14 protein-coding genes are annotated in these 17660 nt (G+C 44.2%); 4 read left to right on the plus strand and 10 right to left on the minus strand.

Annotated features, from left to right (window positions below; genetic code table 11):
• Nucleotides 1-127: 127 nt before the first annotated feature.
• Nucleotides 128-523, plus strand: coding sequence for a response regulator (locus QUA54_RS19355; protein WP_333196301.1), 396 nt, complete (start codon nucleotides 128-130; stop codon nucleotides 521-523).
• Complete coding sequence (locus QUA54_RS19360) at nucleotides 520-3126, plus strand: PAS domain S-box protein (RefSeq protein WP_333415898.1); 2607 nt, start codon at nucleotides 520-522, stop codon at nucleotides 3124-3126. The genes QUA54_RS19355 and QUA54_RS19360 overlap by 4 nt, the downstream gene beginning before the upstream one ends.
• 103 nt (nucleotides 3127-3229) lie before the next feature.
• On the opposite strand, the gene QUA54_RS19365 is transcribed toward QUA54_RS19360, so the two are convergent.
• From QUA54_RS19365 to tkt, 6 genes are all read right to left on the minus strand, one after another.
• Nucleotides 3230-4318, minus strand: coding sequence for a response regulator (locus tag QUA54_RS19365; protein WP_333415899.1), 1089 nt, complete (start codon nucleotides 4316-4318; stop codon nucleotides 3230-3232).
• A gap of 303 nt (nucleotides 4319-4621) precedes the next feature.
• On the minus strand, nucleotides 4622-6121 hold the full coding sequence (locus QUA54_RS19370) for an ATP-binding protein (RefSeq protein WP_333415900.1): 1500 nt from the start codon (nucleotides 6119-6121) through the stop codon (nucleotides 4622-4624).
• Nucleotides 6122-6212: 91 nt separating this feature from the next.
• Nucleotides 6213-6365 (minus strand): hypothetical protein, encoded by a 153-nt coding sequence (locus QUA54_RS19375; RefSeq protein WP_333415901.1) that lies wholly within the window; start codon nucleotides 6363-6365, stop codon nucleotides 6213-6215.
• Nucleotides 6366-6807: 442 nt separating this feature from the next.
• Nucleotides 6808-7254 carry a response regulator gene (locus QUA54_RS19380; RefSeq protein WP_172186380.1) on the minus strand — a complete coding sequence of 149 codons (447 nt, stop codon included), beginning with the start codon at nucleotides 7252-7254 and terminating at the stop codon, nucleotides 6808-6810.
• 48 nt (nucleotides 7255-7302) lie between these two features.
• The gene (locus QUA54_RS19385; RefSeq protein ID WP_333415902.1) at nucleotides 7303-10098 is read right to left on the minus strand and encodes a PAS domain S-box protein; all 2796 of its coding nucleotides are present in this window, start codon (nucleotides 10096-10098) and stop codon (nucleotides 7303-7305) included.
• Between the two features lie 336 nt (nucleotides 10099-10434).
• Nucleotides 10435-12450 (minus strand): transketolase, encoded by a 2016-nt coding sequence (tkt, locus tag QUA54_RS19390; RefSeq protein WP_333415903.1) that lies wholly within the window; start codon nucleotides 12448-12450, stop codon nucleotides 10435-10437.
• Between the two features lie 34 nt (nucleotides 12451-12484).
• Here tkt and QUA54_RS19395 point away from each other — a divergent pair, with 34 nt between their 5' ends.
• Nucleotides 12485-12622 (plus strand): hypothetical protein, encoded by a 138-nt coding sequence (locus tag QUA54_RS19395; RefSeq protein WP_172186377.1) that lies wholly within the window; start codon nucleotides 12485-12487, stop codon nucleotides 12620-12622.
• On the opposite strand, the gene QUA54_RS19400 is transcribed toward QUA54_RS19395, so the two are convergent.
• Entirely contained in the window at nucleotides 12611-12892 is a 282-nt protein-coding gene (locus QUA54_RS19400; protein WP_333415904.1) for a hypothetical protein, read from the minus strand. The two genes, QUA54_RS19395 and QUA54_RS19400, sit on opposite strands and share 12 nt — an antisense overlap.
• A gap of 38 nt (nucleotides 12893-12930) precedes the next feature.
• Between QUA54_RS19400 and lysS the strand changes: the two genes are divergently transcribed.
• Nucleotides 12931-14484 carry a lysine--tRNA ligase gene (gene lysS / locus QUA54_RS19405; RefSeq protein ID WP_333415905.1) on the plus strand — a complete coding sequence of 518 codons (1554 nt, stop codon included), beginning with the start codon at nucleotides 12931-12933 and terminating at the stop codon, nucleotides 14482-14484.
• A 144-nt stretch (nucleotides 14485-14628) separates the two neighbouring features.
• Here the strand turns inward: lysS and QUA54_RS19410 are convergent, their stop codons facing one another.
• From QUA54_RS19410 to QUA54_RS19420, 3 genes are all read right to left on the minus strand, one after another.
• Nucleotides 14629-15228, minus strand: coding sequence for a TerD family protein (locus QUA54_RS19410; protein ID WP_333415906.1), 600 nt, complete (start codon nucleotides 15226-15228; stop codon nucleotides 14629-14631).
• An 81-nt stretch (nucleotides 15229-15309) separates the two neighbouring features.
• Entirely contained in the window at nucleotides 15310-16764 is a 1455-nt protein-coding gene (locus QUA54_RS19415) for a TerD family protein (protein ID WP_333415907.1), read from the minus strand.
• A 102-nt stretch (nucleotides 16765-16866) separates the two neighbouring features.
• Complete coding sequence (locus tag QUA54_RS19420; RefSeq protein ID WP_333415908.1) at nucleotides 16867-17436, minus strand: TerD family protein; 570 nt, start codon at nucleotides 17434-17436, stop codon at nucleotides 16867-16869.
• Nucleotides 17437-17660 lie beyond the last annotated feature (224 nt).

Consider the following 17660-nt stretch of genomic DNA (forward strand, 5'->3'; position numbering starts at 1 on the left):
GTAAAGCGCCACAGACTGAAGTCTGGGGCTAAAAATTTGCAGTCTAACGGTGCGGGATGTAAAATTTGGAAAACGGTGTGCTTACCCATCGGGGTTGACTCTGCCACACTAAAGAAGGAAACTAGCGATGTCTAAACCAGCAATTTTGTGCGTTGACGATGAAGTAGGGGTATTGGAAAGTCTGGAAATTGAACTGCAACAAGCATTTAACGGTAAATATATTTGCGAATTTGCTGAAAGTGCGGCCGAAGCCCTAGAGATTATTGAAGAGCTATGTGAAGCTGATGTTAACATTCTAGTGATTGTCTCTGATTGGTTGATGCCCGGAATGAAAGGAGATGAACTGCTGATTATAATTCATCAAAAATATCCGCAAATTGTGAAAGTGATGCTGACGGGACAAGCAGACAAAGAAGCAATCGAACGAACAAAAATTCAAGCAAATCTTCATGCTTTTATACAAAAACCTTGGGAAAATCAAGAATTAATTGAAGCGATTAATTCTGGTTTAGCAAATTTATGAAAAAACCCGTCATTATTTGTGTTGATGATGAGCAGACTATACTCGATAGTCTGGAAATAGACCTGCTAAAAGCCTTTGAAGATAAATATTTAATTGAAACGGCCCAAAGTGGCGAAGAAGCTTTAGAGTTGCTGTCAGAACTTTTAGCAGAACAGTATGAAGTTCCTTTGGTTATTTCGGATCATATCATGCCTAATATGAAAGGAGACGAACTATTAAGGAACGTTCATGCTATCTCGCCAAACTGTCTCAAGATTATGCTGACAGGGCAGGCAGATTTGGAGGCGGTAGCCAATGCTATTAACTATGCTAAATTGTACCGATACATACCTAAACCTTGGCAATGTGATGACTTAAAATTAACTGTTACTGAGGCAATATATAGATATTTTCAAGATAAACAATTAGCTGAAAAACAAAGAGAACTTCAGGAAATGAATCAGGAGTTGGTAAAATTAAGCCGCAAGCAGGCAATGCTGATTGCCAAACTCCATGAAAACGAAAGTCGCTTGACGCAATATTTAGAAGCTATCCCTTTGGGCGTGTGTGTACTTGATGCAAACGGGCAATCTTTCTACGCTAATCAGAAGGCGCGGGATGTATTTGGCAAAGGCACTGTGCCGCATATTAATTCAGAGCAAAAAGCAGCAATTTATCAATTCTATAAAGCCGGAACTAATCAGAGATGCCCCGTGGAAGACTTGCCAATTATGCGGGCACTTCGGGGCGAAAATGTGCGGACTGAGAGTGTAGAAATTCGTACAGCTAATAAGATTATTCCTGTAGAGAGTTGGGCGACTCCAATTTATGATTCTACAGGCGACATTTCCTATGCGATTATTGCTTTTAGTGACATAACTGAACGCAAGGAAGCTGAAGCGGCGCTAATTCAAGCTGAAGAGAAGTATCGCGGGATATTTGAAAATGCTCTAGAAGGTATTTTTCAGACGACGCCAGAGGGACTTTTTATTAGTGCTAATCCTGCTCTTGCGGAAATTTACGGCTATGATTCCGCGTCAGAATTGATAGAAAGTATTAATGATATTCAGCAGCAATTGTACGTGGAACCAAACCGCCGTCAAGAGTTTCTGGCGCTGATGAAACAGCACGGTACTCTGTGTGAGTTTGAGTCTCAGGTTTACTGTCGAGATGGCAGCATTATCTGGATTTCTGAATATGCGCGCACAGTTTGTGATGCTAACGGTGAAGTGCTTTACTATCAGGGTTTTGCTAAGGATATTAGTTTGCAAAGACAGGTGGAAGTGGAAAGAATCAAGTTTACTAATGATTTAGAAAAAGCTTTGGCCGCCGAAGAAAAGTTAAACGAGGCGCTGTCAGAAAGCGAAAGCCGATTGACTCAATTCCTGGAAGCGATGCCGGTGGGAATATTTGTTGTGGATGGTGAGGGTAAACCTTTTTATATGAATTCTTGGGGCGAAAGGATACTAGCCCAAGGTTTAATTTCTGATGTGGTTACTGAGCAATTTCCAGAAGCTTATCATTTTTACGACGCTGGAACTAATCAATTGTATCCGAGGGATCGCCAACCGATTATTCGGGCGTTGCGGGGAGAATTTGTGCGTATGGACGATCTAGAAATTCACGGGTCGGATCGGAGTGTGCCGATCGAGGTTTGGGCTACTCCAATCTACGACGAACGGAAAAACATAGTTTACGCGATCGCCGCTTTTCAAGACATCACAGAACGTCAAGAGGTAGAAACCGAGCGCCGCCAATTCACAGACGAGTTGGAAAAAGCTTTAGCAGCGGAAGAAAAATTAACAGATGCTTACGGGCGGTTTGTGCCGCACGAATTTCTCCACTTTCTGGGATATGAAAGTATTCTGGAAGTAAAATTAGGCGATCAAGTACAGAAAGAAATGTCTGTGCTGTTTTCAGATATTCGCAATTTCACTTTTCTTTCTGAGACAATGAATCCTGAAGAAAATTTTCAATTTATTAATGCTTATTTGTCGCGGATGGAACCTGCAATTACTGACAATTTTGGTTTTATTGATAAATACATTGGCGACGCGATTATGGCGCTGTTTGATGGCAGTGCTGACAATGCTGTGAAAGCTGGAATTGCTATGCTAGAACACCTTAACGAGTATAATATTAGTCGCAATAGACCCGATCGCCCGCCGCTGCAAATTGGCATTGGAATCAATACGGGTTCTTTAATGTTAGGCACGGTTGGCGGCCAAAGCCGGATGGACAGCACGGTGATTAGCGATGCGGTAAACTTAGCCTCCCGCGTGGAATGTTTGACTAAAGAGTATGGAGTTTCGATGTTAATTACTCACAATACTTTTATACAGTTGAACGATATTTATGATTTTAGGTTGATCGATCGCGTCAAAGTTAAAGGCAAATCGCGAATGGTAACAGTTTATGAAGTATTTTCGGCCGATCCGGCAGAGTTACGACTGAAAAAGTTAGAGACAAAGACAATCTTTGAGCAAGCTTTGGTACTCTACAATAGTGACAGGTGTGTCGAAGCTAAAAGATTGTTTTCGGCGTGCTTGGAAATCAACCCTAAGGATAAGGTAGCTCAAATTTATATGCAGCGGTGTCTGAAAGGGGCGATCGCTCGTGCATAATACCATTTTAGATTTAGATTGTATAATTGGGAATGATTTATTCCATAAGGATTTGGACTTTGCCTACAGTTGTCTTCTTTTTTGAAACTGGTCTAATCATTGTTTAGACAGGCAGGAAAACGCAAACTATTGTTTCTTGCTGCGGCAAACTTTCTATTTTAAATCCTCCTCCGTGCAATTCTGCAAGGCGTTGAACGATAGCCAAACCCAATCCTAAACCTGCTTGTTGGTAAAGTTTGCGATCGAACTGTCTGTAAGCTTCTAGGTGTGCAATCTGATCGGCCGTCATGCCGCGGCCTTGGTCTTTTACAGATAGAACAAAAGTCTGGTTTTCCACCAAAGTGCTTAAGAAAACCGGCGTTCCTTCTAAAGAAAATTTGAAGGCATTGTCCAATAGTTCCTCAACAATTTTTGTGAGTCTGATAGCATCCATAGCCACCGACGAATCTTGCAAATTTAATTGTAAATCGTCTGTTCTATTCGCGTGTTTCGCTTGCTGCTGCGCTTTTTGAGTCAGCAAAGATTTTACGCAGCTAAATTCGCTATTGCGCATCTCCTTTAGCAGTTCGGGATTTGTGGCTGCTATCTCTAGTTCTGCATACAGCAAAAAGTTCTGAATCAGCCTGTACAAGCGATGGCCGGAAGTTTGGATTTGACCGATCATCTCTAAGATATCTGATTCCTCTAAGACATGATATTCTGACAAAATCAGCTCGGAAAAACCCATAATTGCATTCAAAGGAGTCCGCAATTCGTGGGGGAGGGACATACTAATGTTGGTGCGCAATTCGTCTAGCGTTTTTTGAGATTGCCTGCTAATTGTTTTCTGTTTTTCAAGTCTAATAGCAATTGCTTTGAGCAGTTCTTGCGGCGTACAAGGCTTAGTAATGTAATCGTCTGCTCCCAGTTCCATGCCCGTGCGAACGTCACTTTTATCGGCCTTTGCGGTGAGAAAAATAAACGGAATTGTGGCAGTCAGAGGTTCGGATCGCAAAGCTTTGAGGACGCAGTGACCGTCAACTTCCGGCATCATCATGTCGCACAATATTAAATCTGGGATTTGTTCGATCGCCAGTTTGATGCCGGCGTTGCCGTTAATAGCTCCAATTCCTTCAAAATTCTCGGCTTCGAGCAACTCTAAAATATTTTCTCTAATCGATTCTTCGTCTTCAATTACCAAAATCTTTGCCACGGTTATTGCCCCTTTTAGTTAGTAGTTTTTTAAAAAACCTGCGTTCAGACAGTTGACAAATTTGTTTATTTATGAAGTTAATCGATCCTTAACCTGCGGATGTTTTTAGTTGATATAGCAACCGCCAAGACGCTGAGGACGTTCTTAATAGCCCTTTGCCTATGCGGTCGATTGCTTTTTCCTTCTCTCCTAGATAACTAAAGCCTTCTTCTTCCTTCCTGGTGACCTCGGTTATATCCGTTACACCCGAAGAAAGCAAATCTGTTGCTGAACTTCCTTCTGCCTTCTGCTATAATTCAGTTGTTATATGCTAGCGCAAATTAAAGGCAAGGTAATAGTGAAAGTTGTGCCTTTTCCTTCTTGAGTATCGATCGCGAGTTGGCCACCGTGAAGCTCCACAGCCCTTTTCACAATTGCTAAACCAAGACCTGTTCCCGAAATAGTGCCGACATTGGTAGCTCGGTAAAAAGTTTCTAATATCCGCTCTAGATCGGCTTGAGGAATCCCGATACCCTGGTCTTGAACTTGGAAAACAGCTTCTTTGTTTTGACATTTGAGATGCAAGCAAACTGTACTGGCGACAGGAGAATATTTGAGGGCATTGGAGAGGACATTTCCCAATATTTGCTGCAGGAGTTTTTCATCCATTTGAGCGTCGCAGTTGCCACCTTCATGTTGAAAGGTTATCGGGTGTTGGTTGCTGTCGTTGAGCTGCTGCTCTTCTACCAGTTGACGGCAAAATTTTTCGAGGTTTAAGGAAATCGGTTGAAACTGCAAGGTATTTGCTTCGATTTTGCCAATTACGAGGATATCTTCTAATAACTCTGTCATGCGTTTAATGGCTAATTGAATCCGCACAAAATGAGTAGCTTTTTTATCTTGTGACCACTGAAAACTGTAATCTTGCAGCAATCCAGCCGAAAATTGGATGGTTGTCAAGGGGGTGCGGAACTCGTGGGAAACCATTGTGACAAATTTAGCTCGCAGTTCTGAAAGTTCCTTTTCTCGTGCGAGTGCTTTGAGAATTTCGGCTTCTGCTCGTTTGCGATCGCTAATGTCACGGGCTTCAGCAATCAGGAGCAAAACTTGTCCTGTCTCATTTTTAACAGGTTTCAGTGAGAAATCAACAGTCACAATTTGGCCACTTTTGGCTAACAAGTCGATTTCGCTGCGGAAAAACTCGCCACGACTTGCTTTGCCGATCGCGCATTGCAATTGTTCGCAAACCTGTTGCGACTGACCCCAAATCGCCATTTCCCAAATCGGCAGACCCACAATATCCTCCGATCGCAATCCGGCAAAATCGAGGGCTGTCTCGTTCACTTCTAGCACGATTCCTTCGGGAGTCAGCAGCTTTGTTAGCTGAAACGAAGAGTCAAAAATCGCCCGAAAACGCCGCTCGCTTTCTCGCAGCATTTGAAATGTTTGAGATCGTTCGATCGCGTAGCGGATCGTCCGCACTAATAATTGAGTAGTAATTTGACCTTTAACAATGTAATCTTGAGCTCCCAAGCGAACTGATTCAAGTGCGATCGCCTCATCGTCCCAGCCTGTCATTACCACCATTGCCGTATCCGGGGCAACTTCTCGCAGGCGAGTTAGGGTTTCCAAACCGCGGCTGTCCGGCAAAGAAAGATCGAGCAAAACTACATCAAAGGGTTGTTTACACAGTTGTGCGATCGCCTCATGCAGGAACTCAACAGACACCAGTTCCCACTGGACGCCCACAGATACTTCTAACAGTTCTGCAAGCAAATCAGCATCAGCAGGATTGTCTTCTACTAACAGAATCTTAATCCACATAGCTTATACGTTTGTGACTGTAAAATTTTCTCTCTACCCATCTCAGGTTAAACTTTTTTGCTTTCCCTTGCCATTTTCAACTTGAAAATTATTATTTGGGAACTGTCACCACCACCGGCCACCAATCCTCAATCCATTTTACCAGCTTAGCGACTTGACTAAAATCGACAGCCTTAGGAATGCAGCACCGGGCTAACAGGGCATAAGGCTGGAGACTCTCTTCATCCGCTGCTGAGGTTGTCATAATTACCGCCGGAATCATTTTTAACTTGGGTGCTGAGTTAATTTCTCGCAACAATTCTCAACAACTTTTTTTAGGCAAATTCAAGTCAAGCAGAATTAAATCGGGAGGGTCTAAGTTCACATACAAACCTTATTGATTTAAAAAATTAATTGCTCGCACCCCATCTTCCATTATTGTGCAACTTGTTAAAAAATTTGCTTGACGCCACACTTTCTAAAGCCAAGTCATACCTTTTGAGATTTAAGATTTAAGACTTCGGCATGAGGGATCAGTCGAAGGATTTTAGATTGGGAAATCAGTGATCGCAACCAGGGTTGGGATCGCGGGCCTACAGTGGCATTTTTTTTTACTGGTATCAGCATCGCTGGGCGGATATTCCACCTGCAGAATGTCAAGACATTTAAAAAAATTTATATCGCCGATCGGCAAAGTATCTCTTCGTTTAATTTAAAGGAAGTTGGACGACTGCCAGCCAGAATTCCTCAATTAACCTGATTACTTTAGTAAATTGTAGGAAATCTACTGGCTTGGTAATATAACAGTTGGCGTGCAGCGAGTAGGACTTGATAATGTCCTCTTGGGCGGCTGAAGTGCTGAGAATCACTACTGGAATTAGTTTTAAACTTTGGTCGGTTTTAATTTCTGTTAGCACTTCTACGCCACTTTTTTTGGGCAAATTCAAATCAAGCAAAATTAAGTCGGGACGGGGTACCCTGAGATAGGGTTCTTTTCTGCGCAAAAACTTCATTGCTTCGACTCCATCTTCGACAAAATGCAAGTTATTCAATATTTTACCCTGGCCGAGAGCTTCTATTGCCAAATCGGCATCGCTGGGAGAATCCTCAATCAGCAGAATCTCTATGGGTTTAACACTGCTTCGATCGCTCATAACCGGGGTATCCTTATTGATTATAAAAAAAAATTGAATTTTTAGTCTTCAGGTACTAATTATAGGAATAGTGAAGTAAAAAGTCGCTCCTTTTCCCTCCTGAGATTCCACCCAGATGCGCCCGCCGTGGCGTTCAACAATTCGCTTGCACATCGCCAAACCTATGCCTGTACCGGAATATTCGCGGCGGGAGTGCAGGCGCCCAAAAATGATAAAAATGCGATCGGCATACTGCGGATCGATGCCAATGCCGTTATCGCGGACGCTAAACAGCCATTCGCTCTCTTGCCTACCAGCAGCGATATGAATCAACGGGGTATCTTGACGGCAAAATTTGATACCGTTGGCGATCAAATTTTGGAATAATTGCACCAGTTGAAATTCATCCGCCATCACGGTTGGCATCGCGTCCCAAGTGATGACCGCTTTCTTTTCTGCGATCGCAATTTGCAAATTAGACAAACTTTGCTTCACAGCAGCGTTGCAGTCCGCCTCCTCAAACTCCTGACCACTCGTTCCCAGGCGCGAATACGCCAACAAATCGTTAATTAACTGTTGCATTCTGGTAGCGCCATCGACAATATAATTAATATATTTATTTGCGCGTTCGTCCAAATTTCCTTGATAGCGCTGGGCCAGCAATTGAGTGTAACTGGTAACGGCTCGAAGCGGTTCTTGCAAATCGTGGGAAGCCACATAAGCAAATTGTTCTAATTCCTCGTTGGAACGCTTCAAATCTTCTGTAAGTTGCAGCATTTGCTGCTCGGCTTCTTTGCGGCTTGTAATGTTGTAAACCAAGGCGCAACAAGACAGCAAATTACCCTGGGAGTCCATGACTGGACTGGTAGACATATCAGTCCAAATATCTTTGCCGTCCTTGCTTTTGAATTTAAATTCGTGTTGTTCACCAATACCTTGCTTGCGCCGCTCGAAATTATCAATACCTTGTGGTTTTTCCTGTTCGTCCATGAAATCAAAAAGCGACCGCCCGAACATTTCTAATTCAGTATAGCCGAGCATTCGCGCCATTGCGTGGTTCACGTAAGTCGTGAGGGAATTGCTGTCAATTACCCAAATACCTTCTTCTGCTAATTCAACTATTTGTCTGTACTTAAATTCGCTTTCCTGCAACGCTCTTTCCGTTAGTTTGCGCTCGGTGATATCTTTCATAAAACAGTGGTTGCCGTTAAATATCCCTTGTTCGTCGCAAGCTTTTACCATTGTTACTTGCTTGTAAAAAAACGAGCCATTTTTCCGCACACCTCTAGTTTCAAGTTCTACTTTACCAGAAATTACCATTTCCTGATAAGCTGAGAGCATCATCTCAACATCGCCCGGATGTACGGTGAGCTGCCATCTCATGCCGAGCATTTCTTCTGGTTCGTAACCGCATCTATGAGCGTAAGCTCGGTTAACATTCACGTAGCGTCCCTCAATATCTAGCCGTGAAATGCCTTCCACAGTATTTTGCATGGCATTGGTGAGGTCGCGCACCTCTTTTTCAGCTTGTTTGCGATCGCTAATATCCTGAGCGATACCCAAAAAACCAGTGATATTTCCTTCAGGATTAAATAAGGCAGTCACCGACAATTGCACCGGAAACCGCGAACCATCTTTGCGAATGTAAGTCCATTCATTTTCGTCAGCTATTCCCCGGCGCGGCAAAGCAACCAAAACTTCCATTCCCGGCTCTATTTTTACTCCCAATTCTTGAGAAAGAATTTCAGCTCTTTTACCGAACTCCACAGGATCGTGAATTATTGCTAGCGTGACTTTCCCCACCACTTCTTCGGGGGAATAGCCTAAAAGTTTCTGTGCTGCGCGATTAAATGTTTTAATTGTACCGTCGGGCTCTGTAGAAATAATTGTGTAGTGAGCGCTGTTAAGAATTGCATTTTGCAGTTGCGTCAATTCCAACAAAGTAATCGCAATTCTTTGTCGGTAGGCTATTTCTTCTGGCAATGAGTGGTGAGAAATTTCGATTTGAGCAATGCGCTCAGCAACTCGATGTTCCAGAGTTTCATGGAGGAGTCGATTTTCTGCTTCTACCTGCTTGCGTTCTGTAATATCAGTAATAGTACCAACATAACTTTTAACCTCCCCATTTTCTCCGATTATACCGACAGCTTGACCGAATACCCAACTGATTTTATCGTGATTAATGCCTTGAAAGCGGTACTCACATTTAAACGGCAATTTCTCCTGCGCGGCGCTATACCATTCAGCAAAAACCCGCTGGCGGTCCTCTGGATGAATGGCTTGCAACCACCCTTTACCCAAAGCTCGATCGCAGGCTATTCCCGAAATTTGACACCAGCGCTCGTTGACATACAAGCAGTCTCCTAAAGCGTCTGCATAAAATATTCCTACCGGCGAAGCTTCAGTTAAAGTTTGATAGCAAGCTTCTGTTTTTCGGCGTTCAATGATTTCTTTTTGCAGTATTCGAGCGAGCATCTCTAACTGAGTTGGAGTGACGAGAGTTAATGCTTGGGGAACTAAAGGAATTAATGAAAAAGCTGTGTAAGCAGAAATCGCGGCGGTAATAATTTTCAGACTGCCAGAAACCCAATAAACAGGATGCCAAAGCGTCCAAATTTCCATTAGATGAGTAGTGCCACAGGAGATAATAAAGGCTGCGAACAGCCAAAAGACGTTGCGAAAGGGCAAGTCTTTTCCCTGAGTGATAATATAAATTAGCGATAGCGGTATTGAATAGTAAGCCAGGGCAATTATAAAGTCTGACACTATGTGGAGCGCGACTAACTCTCGCTGCCAAAGGTAACAGTGGCCGTGAGGAATATAATTTCCGGTGAATAACAGCTTATTTAAAAAGTTCCAAATCATAAATAGAATTGGGAATGTGGAAGGGGTAATGGGAAATTTAACCCAATAACTTATAACTTATCTCAAATTTCTGAAATATACAGTGCTGGACGCACGGGGGGCTACAAACCAGGTTTCTTCGTAGATGCCTCGTTGGCAAAACCGGGTTTCCTCAGAAAGCGTGCGTCTAGGACTAATACCATTTTAGATTTGAGATTTTAGATTAAATAAATGGGAATGACTGATTTTGTATGGATTTGGAGCTTGTCTACTGTTGCATTCTTTTTTAAACAGGTTTAATTTTATAAAAAATGGGGCGAGCCAGAAGCCCGCCCCACCAAAATTATGCTGGTGCTATTAACCCAACAGCGCCTGAGCCTTAGCTACCACATTCTCAACGGTGTAGCCAAACTTTTCTAAAGCAACAGGGCCCGGTGCAGAAGCGCCGAATCGGTCGATGCTGATGCTGTCGCCTTCGGAGCCCAAATAACGTCCCCAGCCGAAGCTAGCAGCCGCTTCAACTGCCAAGCGTTTAGTAACAGCTTTTGGCAGTACAGATTCGCGGTAAGCGGCATCTTGTAAGTCGAACAATTCCCAGCAAGGCATCGAAACTACCCGCACTTTATTGCCTGCGGCGCGCAATTTTTCAGCGGCATCAACGCAGAGGTATGTTTCGCCGCCGGTGCCGATTAAAATGATGTCGGGAGTGCCGCCGTCGTCGGACAAAATGTAAGCGCCTTTGGCCGTTCCTTCGATCGAACTTCCAGCCAAGTTAGGCAGGTTTTGACGAGACAGAGCCATTAAAGTTGGGCGGGTGCGGCTTTCAACTGCCACTTTGTAAGCGCCGGATGTTTCATTACCATCTGCAGGGCGCATTACCAACAAATCGGGAATTACGCGCAGAGAAGCGAGAGTTTCCACGGGTTGGTGAGTCGGGCCATCTTCGCCCAAAGCTACGGAGTCGTGAGTCATTACATAAATAACTCCAGCTTCCGAGAGTGCCGAGAGGCGAATTGCTCCCCGCATATAGTCAGCAAATACCAAGAACGTTGCGCAGTAAGGAATTAAACCGCCGTGCAGTACCATACCGTTGGCGATCGCACCCATGCCGTGTTCCCGCACACCAAAGCGCAGGTTACGTCCTTCGTATTGACCTTTTTGGAAGTCTTTTTCACCCTTGAGCAAAGTCATGTTAGAAGATGCCAAGTCAGCGGAACCGCCGATCAATTCAGGTAAGACACCTGCCAAAGCATTCAAACATTTTCCAGAATGATTACGAGTCGAATCTGCCTTATCTTCCGGGTTGTATGTCGGCAAAACTTGATCCCAACCTTCGGGAAGTTTGCCAGCAACCGTGCGCTCGTATTCTGCTGCTTCTGCAGGATATGCTGCTTTATAAGCATCAAAAGCTTTCTGCCATTCTTGCTCAGATTGAGCGCCACGTTCGACTGCTTTGCGGAAGTGTGACAAAGCATCATCAGGAATCTCAAACGGTGCGTGTTCCCACTTCAAGAAATCGCGAGTTGCTTTCACTTCATCGCCACCCAAAGCAGCACCGTGAGCGCTGTAAGAATTGCGCTTGTTGGGAGAACCGTAACCAATGATGGTGCGGACTTTAATCATGGACGGTTTGTCCGTGACTTTTTTGGCTTCTTCAATAGCTTTGTGAACTGCTTCTAGGTTAGTATCTTCGTCTAGAGCGGTATTGTCTACTGTAATAACGTGCCAATTGTAAGCTTCAAAACGCTTGCCGACATCTTCAGTAAAGGCCAAGCTTGTGTCGCCTTCAATAGAAATGTGATTGTCATCGTACAAGGCAATTAATTTGCCGAGTCCGAGGTGTCCGGCCAAAGAACAAGCTTCGCCAGAAACGCCTTCCATGTGGCAGCCGTCACCCATGATGACATAGGTGTAGTGGTCAACAATTGTGTGGTCTGGCTTGTTATACTTAGCAGCGAGGTGAGCTTCTGCCATTGCCAAACCGACGGCATTAGCAATTCCTTGTCCCAGGGGGCCGGTGGTAACTTCTACGCCTTCGGTCATGAAGTTTTCGGGGTGTCCGGGGGTTCTGGATTCCCACTGGCGAAATTGCTTGATGTCGTCGAGGGTGACGCTATCGTAGCCTGTCAAGTACAGGAGGGCGTACTGCAGCATACAGCCGTGGCCGGCGGAGAGGACGAAGCGATCGCGATTAAACCACTTGGGGTTTTTGGGGTTGAACCGCATGAACCGATCCCACAGCACGAAGGCCATAGGGGCAGCGCCCATCGGCAGTCCCGGGTGTCCTGATTTTGCTTTTTCTACCGCATCGATGGCCAAAAAGCGGATAGAGTTGATGCAGAGTTCTTCGAGTGATTGAGTTGCAACAGCCATAATTCTGGTTTTTATATGTTAAGAGAGAGTGTGTGTGGTCGATTCTGACAGAGGTGCGATCAGCCGAGTTCGATCGCTCGCGTTTCTGCTGTTCAGTTTCTGTGGAACTGCCGTGAGGCTGCACTACATATCATCTCACCAGTTGCGATCGACAGACAACTTAATTTTTTAATGTTTCGGTCGCTTTGTGCAGTCGATCGCAATTTGCGATCGGAGATATTTCTAGGGCGAGTGCGGCTCTGTGCGATCGGGCTACGAGAGGGTGTAATTTATTATTTGGCAAATTGGCTCTCAAAGCAGCCCTGTTATGATAGAGTTTGGTGTTTCTGACATCTTGCAGTTTTGTCACGAACTGGCAAGATGCCTGTTCCACAAAGAGAGAATTTTCTTGTCGGGCGTTGCTCCGACGCCGCCCGATCGCACGAGCGCCAGAATAGTGCAAGATGTCAGATATTTGTAATTTTAATCAGGCAATAACTAATGACTCTCAGTGAAGCCGAAGTCCGCAGTCAAAAAGTAGACGAACTGCGATCGCAAGGCATAGAACCGTATCCCAGTGAATCCTACGCGCGATCGCACACAGCCAAGCAAGTTCGCGAAATATTTAGTCAGCCGGGAAAAGAACTCGCAAACGGAGAAAGTGACCCCGAAGAAATTTCCCTGCGATTAGCCGGCCGCATCACTTCCAAGCGAGACAGCGGCAAAATTGGTTTCATCGATTTAAAAGACGCCACAGACAAAATTCAACTCAAAATCGAGAAAGCAATCGTCATAGGCGAAGTCGGTTTGAGCTTTGAACAAATTAAAAAATTGCTCGATGTCGGCGATTTTGTCGGCGTCGAAGGTATCGGCTGCCGCACCCCCAGGGGAGAACTTTCTATTTTAGTGAGGGAATTAAAGCTTTTATCAAAAGCTACCATTCAATTTCCCGATGCTTATTACGGAATTAACGACCCCGAAGTTTGCCGCCGCCACCGCGAAATGGATTTGGCTAGCAACCAAGATGCTCTCAACCGTTTTATGCTGCGAAGCCGCATCGTTCAAAGCATCCGTTCTTATCTGTGGCAAGCCGATTTTTACGAAATAGAAACCCCGACACTGCAAGCTATTTACGGCGGTGCTGCTGCTAAGCCATTCATCACTCACCACAATGCTTTGGAGGTAGATTTGTATTTGCGAGTTGCTCCCGAATTGTTCTTGAAAAGAGCAATATGCGGCGGTTTCGAGCGAGTATTTGAACTAGGGAAAGCATTTAGAAATGAGGGGATTGACAGCACCCACAATCCAGAGTTTACATCTTTGGAAGTTTACCAAGCTTATGCTGATGTTTTCGATATTTTAGGAGTTGTCGAAGACGTGATATGTTTCGCAGCGGCGGCGGTATTTGGGGATGTCAAAGAAATTGAAAATCAGGGGGAAACGATTAGTTTAGAACGCAAGTTCGACTACAGCGAAAAATATCCCGGTTTCAGCGGCAAACACTGGCAAGTCAAAACGATGGTAGAAGCTGTCAGAGACGAGTTTGGGCTGGATTTTGACAGTTTGGACTTGGAAAGTGCGATCGCCTCTGCAAGCAAACTAGAATTGCACCTGTCTAAGTTAGAACAACAGAGTTTGGGCTACTTACTCTATGCAGTTTTTGACAAATTAGTTGTTCCCAAACTAATTCAACCTACATTCATCATCGACTATCCTGTTGAAGTCAGTCCCTTAGCAAAAGGACATCGCAGCAAGCCCGGATTTGTAGAACGTTTCGAGCTGTTTATCAACGGTACAGAATACTCAAACGGATTCTCAGAATTGAACGATCCGAAAGAGCAAAGAAAGCGGTTTGAGGAACAGCTAGCACAGAAAAATGCCGGCGATGACGAAGCGCATCCAATGGATGAAGACTTTATTCAAGCGCTATCTTTGGGAATGCCTAATTGTGCGGGAATGGGTATCGGCGTAGACAGATTGGTGATGCTTTTAACTAATACTCAAAGCATCCGAGATGCCGTCATGTTCCCGACAATGCGGCCGGTCAAAGATTGATTGGAGTAGGTTTTTTGCCGATGTCTAATAAGTACATGGGGATTTTTTAACGGCAGATATCAGCGGATTAACACAGATAAACGCAGATGGAATTTCATCTGCGTTTATCTGCCTTTATTTGCGGTTAAAAAAACATTTTTAATATCACCGCATAAACGAACCGACAACACCGTTCATATCCTCAGCCAAAGGATTTCCCAAAGCCTTAAACTTCCACTCGCCGCCTTCTCGATAAACTTCTCCCATCAACATATTTAATTTTCCTTCATAAGATGGGTCATTTGACAAGCGATAGCGAGCGATTTCTTTCCCGGCGGCATCTATAGCTCTCACAAAAGCATTTTCTACCAGGCCGAAATGCTGTTTTCTCTCTTTTCCATCGTAAATATTTACGCCCAAAATAATTTTGTGATATTCTGCAGGCAAAGAACTCAGTTTCACCACTATTTGTTCGTCGTCTCCGTCTCCAGCCCCCGTGAGATTGTCGCCTGAGTGAACAACTGTTTTGTCCTTTGACTCCAAATGAGAGTAATAAATTACATCCTCTTTGTAGTTCTTTATTTTGCCATTTTCGCCCAGCAGCAGAGCGTAGGAATCTAAGTCAAAATTGGCACCGCTGCTGCGGCCGAAAAGACCTTTTTTAGCTTGTGCAACATCCCAGCCCAAAGCCATTGTTAGTCTGGACAAGTCGTATTCGCTTTTGCTGAGAACGATCGATTGTCCTTTTGTCAAGTTGATAGCCATAGTTTTGTGATTTTGTAAGGTTTATTGTGAAGTTGAATGATTGCCCTAAGCTAGCATTTTGTTTGCCTGGAAAAGCTGTTTCTAGGGTAAGAGATTTTTGATTCGTGCTGATTTTACCCAATGCGGATATTCGGCTGTCAACAAATCGTATAATTCCTCATCGGCAATATGTTCCGGGTCTTCTAAACTGAAGAAATCGGCGTTGTCTAGGTAGCGATCGCCCATTTCGTCAAGCTGTTCTAAAAATGTAAAATCGCTCGCTACGGATCTTGCTAACCACCCGCGAACTCCCTGACTTTTGACATCTTTCTGCGACTTGCCGATCGCCATAAACTGCCAAAATATCGGCTCGTGGGACGACCATTGTAGCTGCTGCTTGCTTTCCGATTCGTCCGCAGTTTCTCCATCAGTTACAAACATCACGTAGACAGGTCGATCGGCTTTAATAGCTGCGTAGCGCCTGCTACCGCGACCATCAGCAAAATAGAACTTTCTAATTTCCTTCATCACTTTACCGTAGTAAGTACCTCCTTCTAAAGGATACTGTTGGAGTATATGGTGGATGAAGTTGGAGAAATTGTCGATCGACATTTCACCGGGATTGTGGGGGTTGACTCCAAACAGAAATATGTCTATCGATCCGTTGTCATCAAACCGACATCCCAAAGCCAAAATCTTCTCTGCTAAACGCTGAATTTTTCCTGAACGGTATAGGGAAGACATAGAAGCAGAAATATCGAGACAAAGCGCTACTTGAGCATTGTGATTTGTTAGATTTGCTTTCTTGAGCGAGATATCGGCTTTCTTCGCGAGATTGAAAATGTGCGGCGCTTTCTCCTCAAGCTTTTTGTCTAATGCTATAGCTTTCTGACTTTTGTGGCTATATTCAATAACTGGTAATTTAGGCAGTTCTACTGTACGTTTTGCTGGCTTTTCTTGCGGTTGAATCTCTGAATGATACTTGTCAACAAAACTCTGCAACCCTGCTTTATATCCTTGTCCTACAGCCTGAAATCTCCAAGCTGCATCTTTTTTATACAACCGTCCAAACTCGACTGCTGTTTCTTCAGAAAAACCTTCTGTTAAATCATAGCGCGCTAGTTCGCTGCCGGTTTCGCGATCGTACAATCGGATAAAAGCATTTCTGATTTGGCTGAAATTTTGATGTTTAGCTTGTGCGTCGTGAATCGTGACCACAAAAACCATTTCCTCAACAGCAGCCGTTACTTTTCCTAAGTCTACATAAATTGTCTCGTCATCTCCTTGAGTTTGACCAGTTTGATTATCTCCCGAATGGGCGATCGCTCCGTCCGGCGACTGCGAGTTATTGTAAAATACAAAGTATCTTTCATCGGGGATTTTTCCGTCCGAACCTAATGCAAAAACCGAGGCATCGATATCGCAGCTTTGCGGGCTTGAGTCGGATAAGTTTAGTTTATTTGCTATTTCCCAGCCCAGGGCGATCGCAACTTTTGTTAAAGTTGGAGATGTTTTAGAAAGATTAAATCTTTCGCCCTTCTTTAATTGAATTCCCATCTGGTTTATCACCTCATGAGTCTGATTGTTTAAAATCGAGGGAAACATTCCTGCTTCCGAATTTCCCCTCGATTTAATTAGCTGGGAGCGATCGACCTTTTATCAGGCATACTTATCTACAAAGCTTTGCAAGCCGGAATTGTAGCCTTGTCCTACAGCTTGGAATCTCCACTCGCCGTCTTTCTTGTAAAGTCTGCCAAACTCTACCGCTGTCTCCCTAGAAAAATCCTCGTCCAAATCGTACTTCGTTACCTCTGTGCTAGTAGTAGTGTCGTAAATCCTGATAAAAGCATTCCGCACTTGACCGAAGTTTTGCCTTCTCGATTCTGCTTCGTGGATAGTTACCACAAACACAATTTCTTCCACCGCCGGATCGACTTTGGTTAAATCGACTGTAACGGTTTCATCATCGCCAAATCCTTCTCCGGTTCTGCTATCTCCCAGATGTATTACAGCAGTGTCCGGCGACTCCTTGTTGTTGTAGAAAACAAAGTATTTTTCGCCGGGAATTTTGCCAGTAGCCCCCAACATAAACACGGAAGCATCTAAATCAAATGCCCCCCCGGTGTCTGTAGGATTGGTATCCCATCCCAAACCAATCCCGGCATTTTTCAACCCGGGTGCTTCTTTAGATAGATTAATTCTCCCGCCTTTTTCCAAATTGATAGACATTCGCCCTCCTGCGTGCAAAATCTGTAATATTACTGATAACAATTATACAAACTGTCAGAGCAGCTTGACAAATTGCTGCTGATACTCGTTTTCGGTCAATCGATTTTAGATTTTAGATTTGGGATTTTAGATTGTAGAAGTGAGCCCACGGATAAATCCGGGGGCTTTGTACCCTGAATGCTTGCGGCTACAGCAGGTTGACAATTTGCTTTTGGTACTCATCT

Origin of the sequence: Microcoleus sp. MOSTC5, from assembly GCF_036701825.1 — a bacterium.
GTDB lineage: Bacteria > Cyanobacteriota > Cyanobacteriia > Cyanobacteriales > Microcoleaceae > Microcoleus > Microcoleus asticus.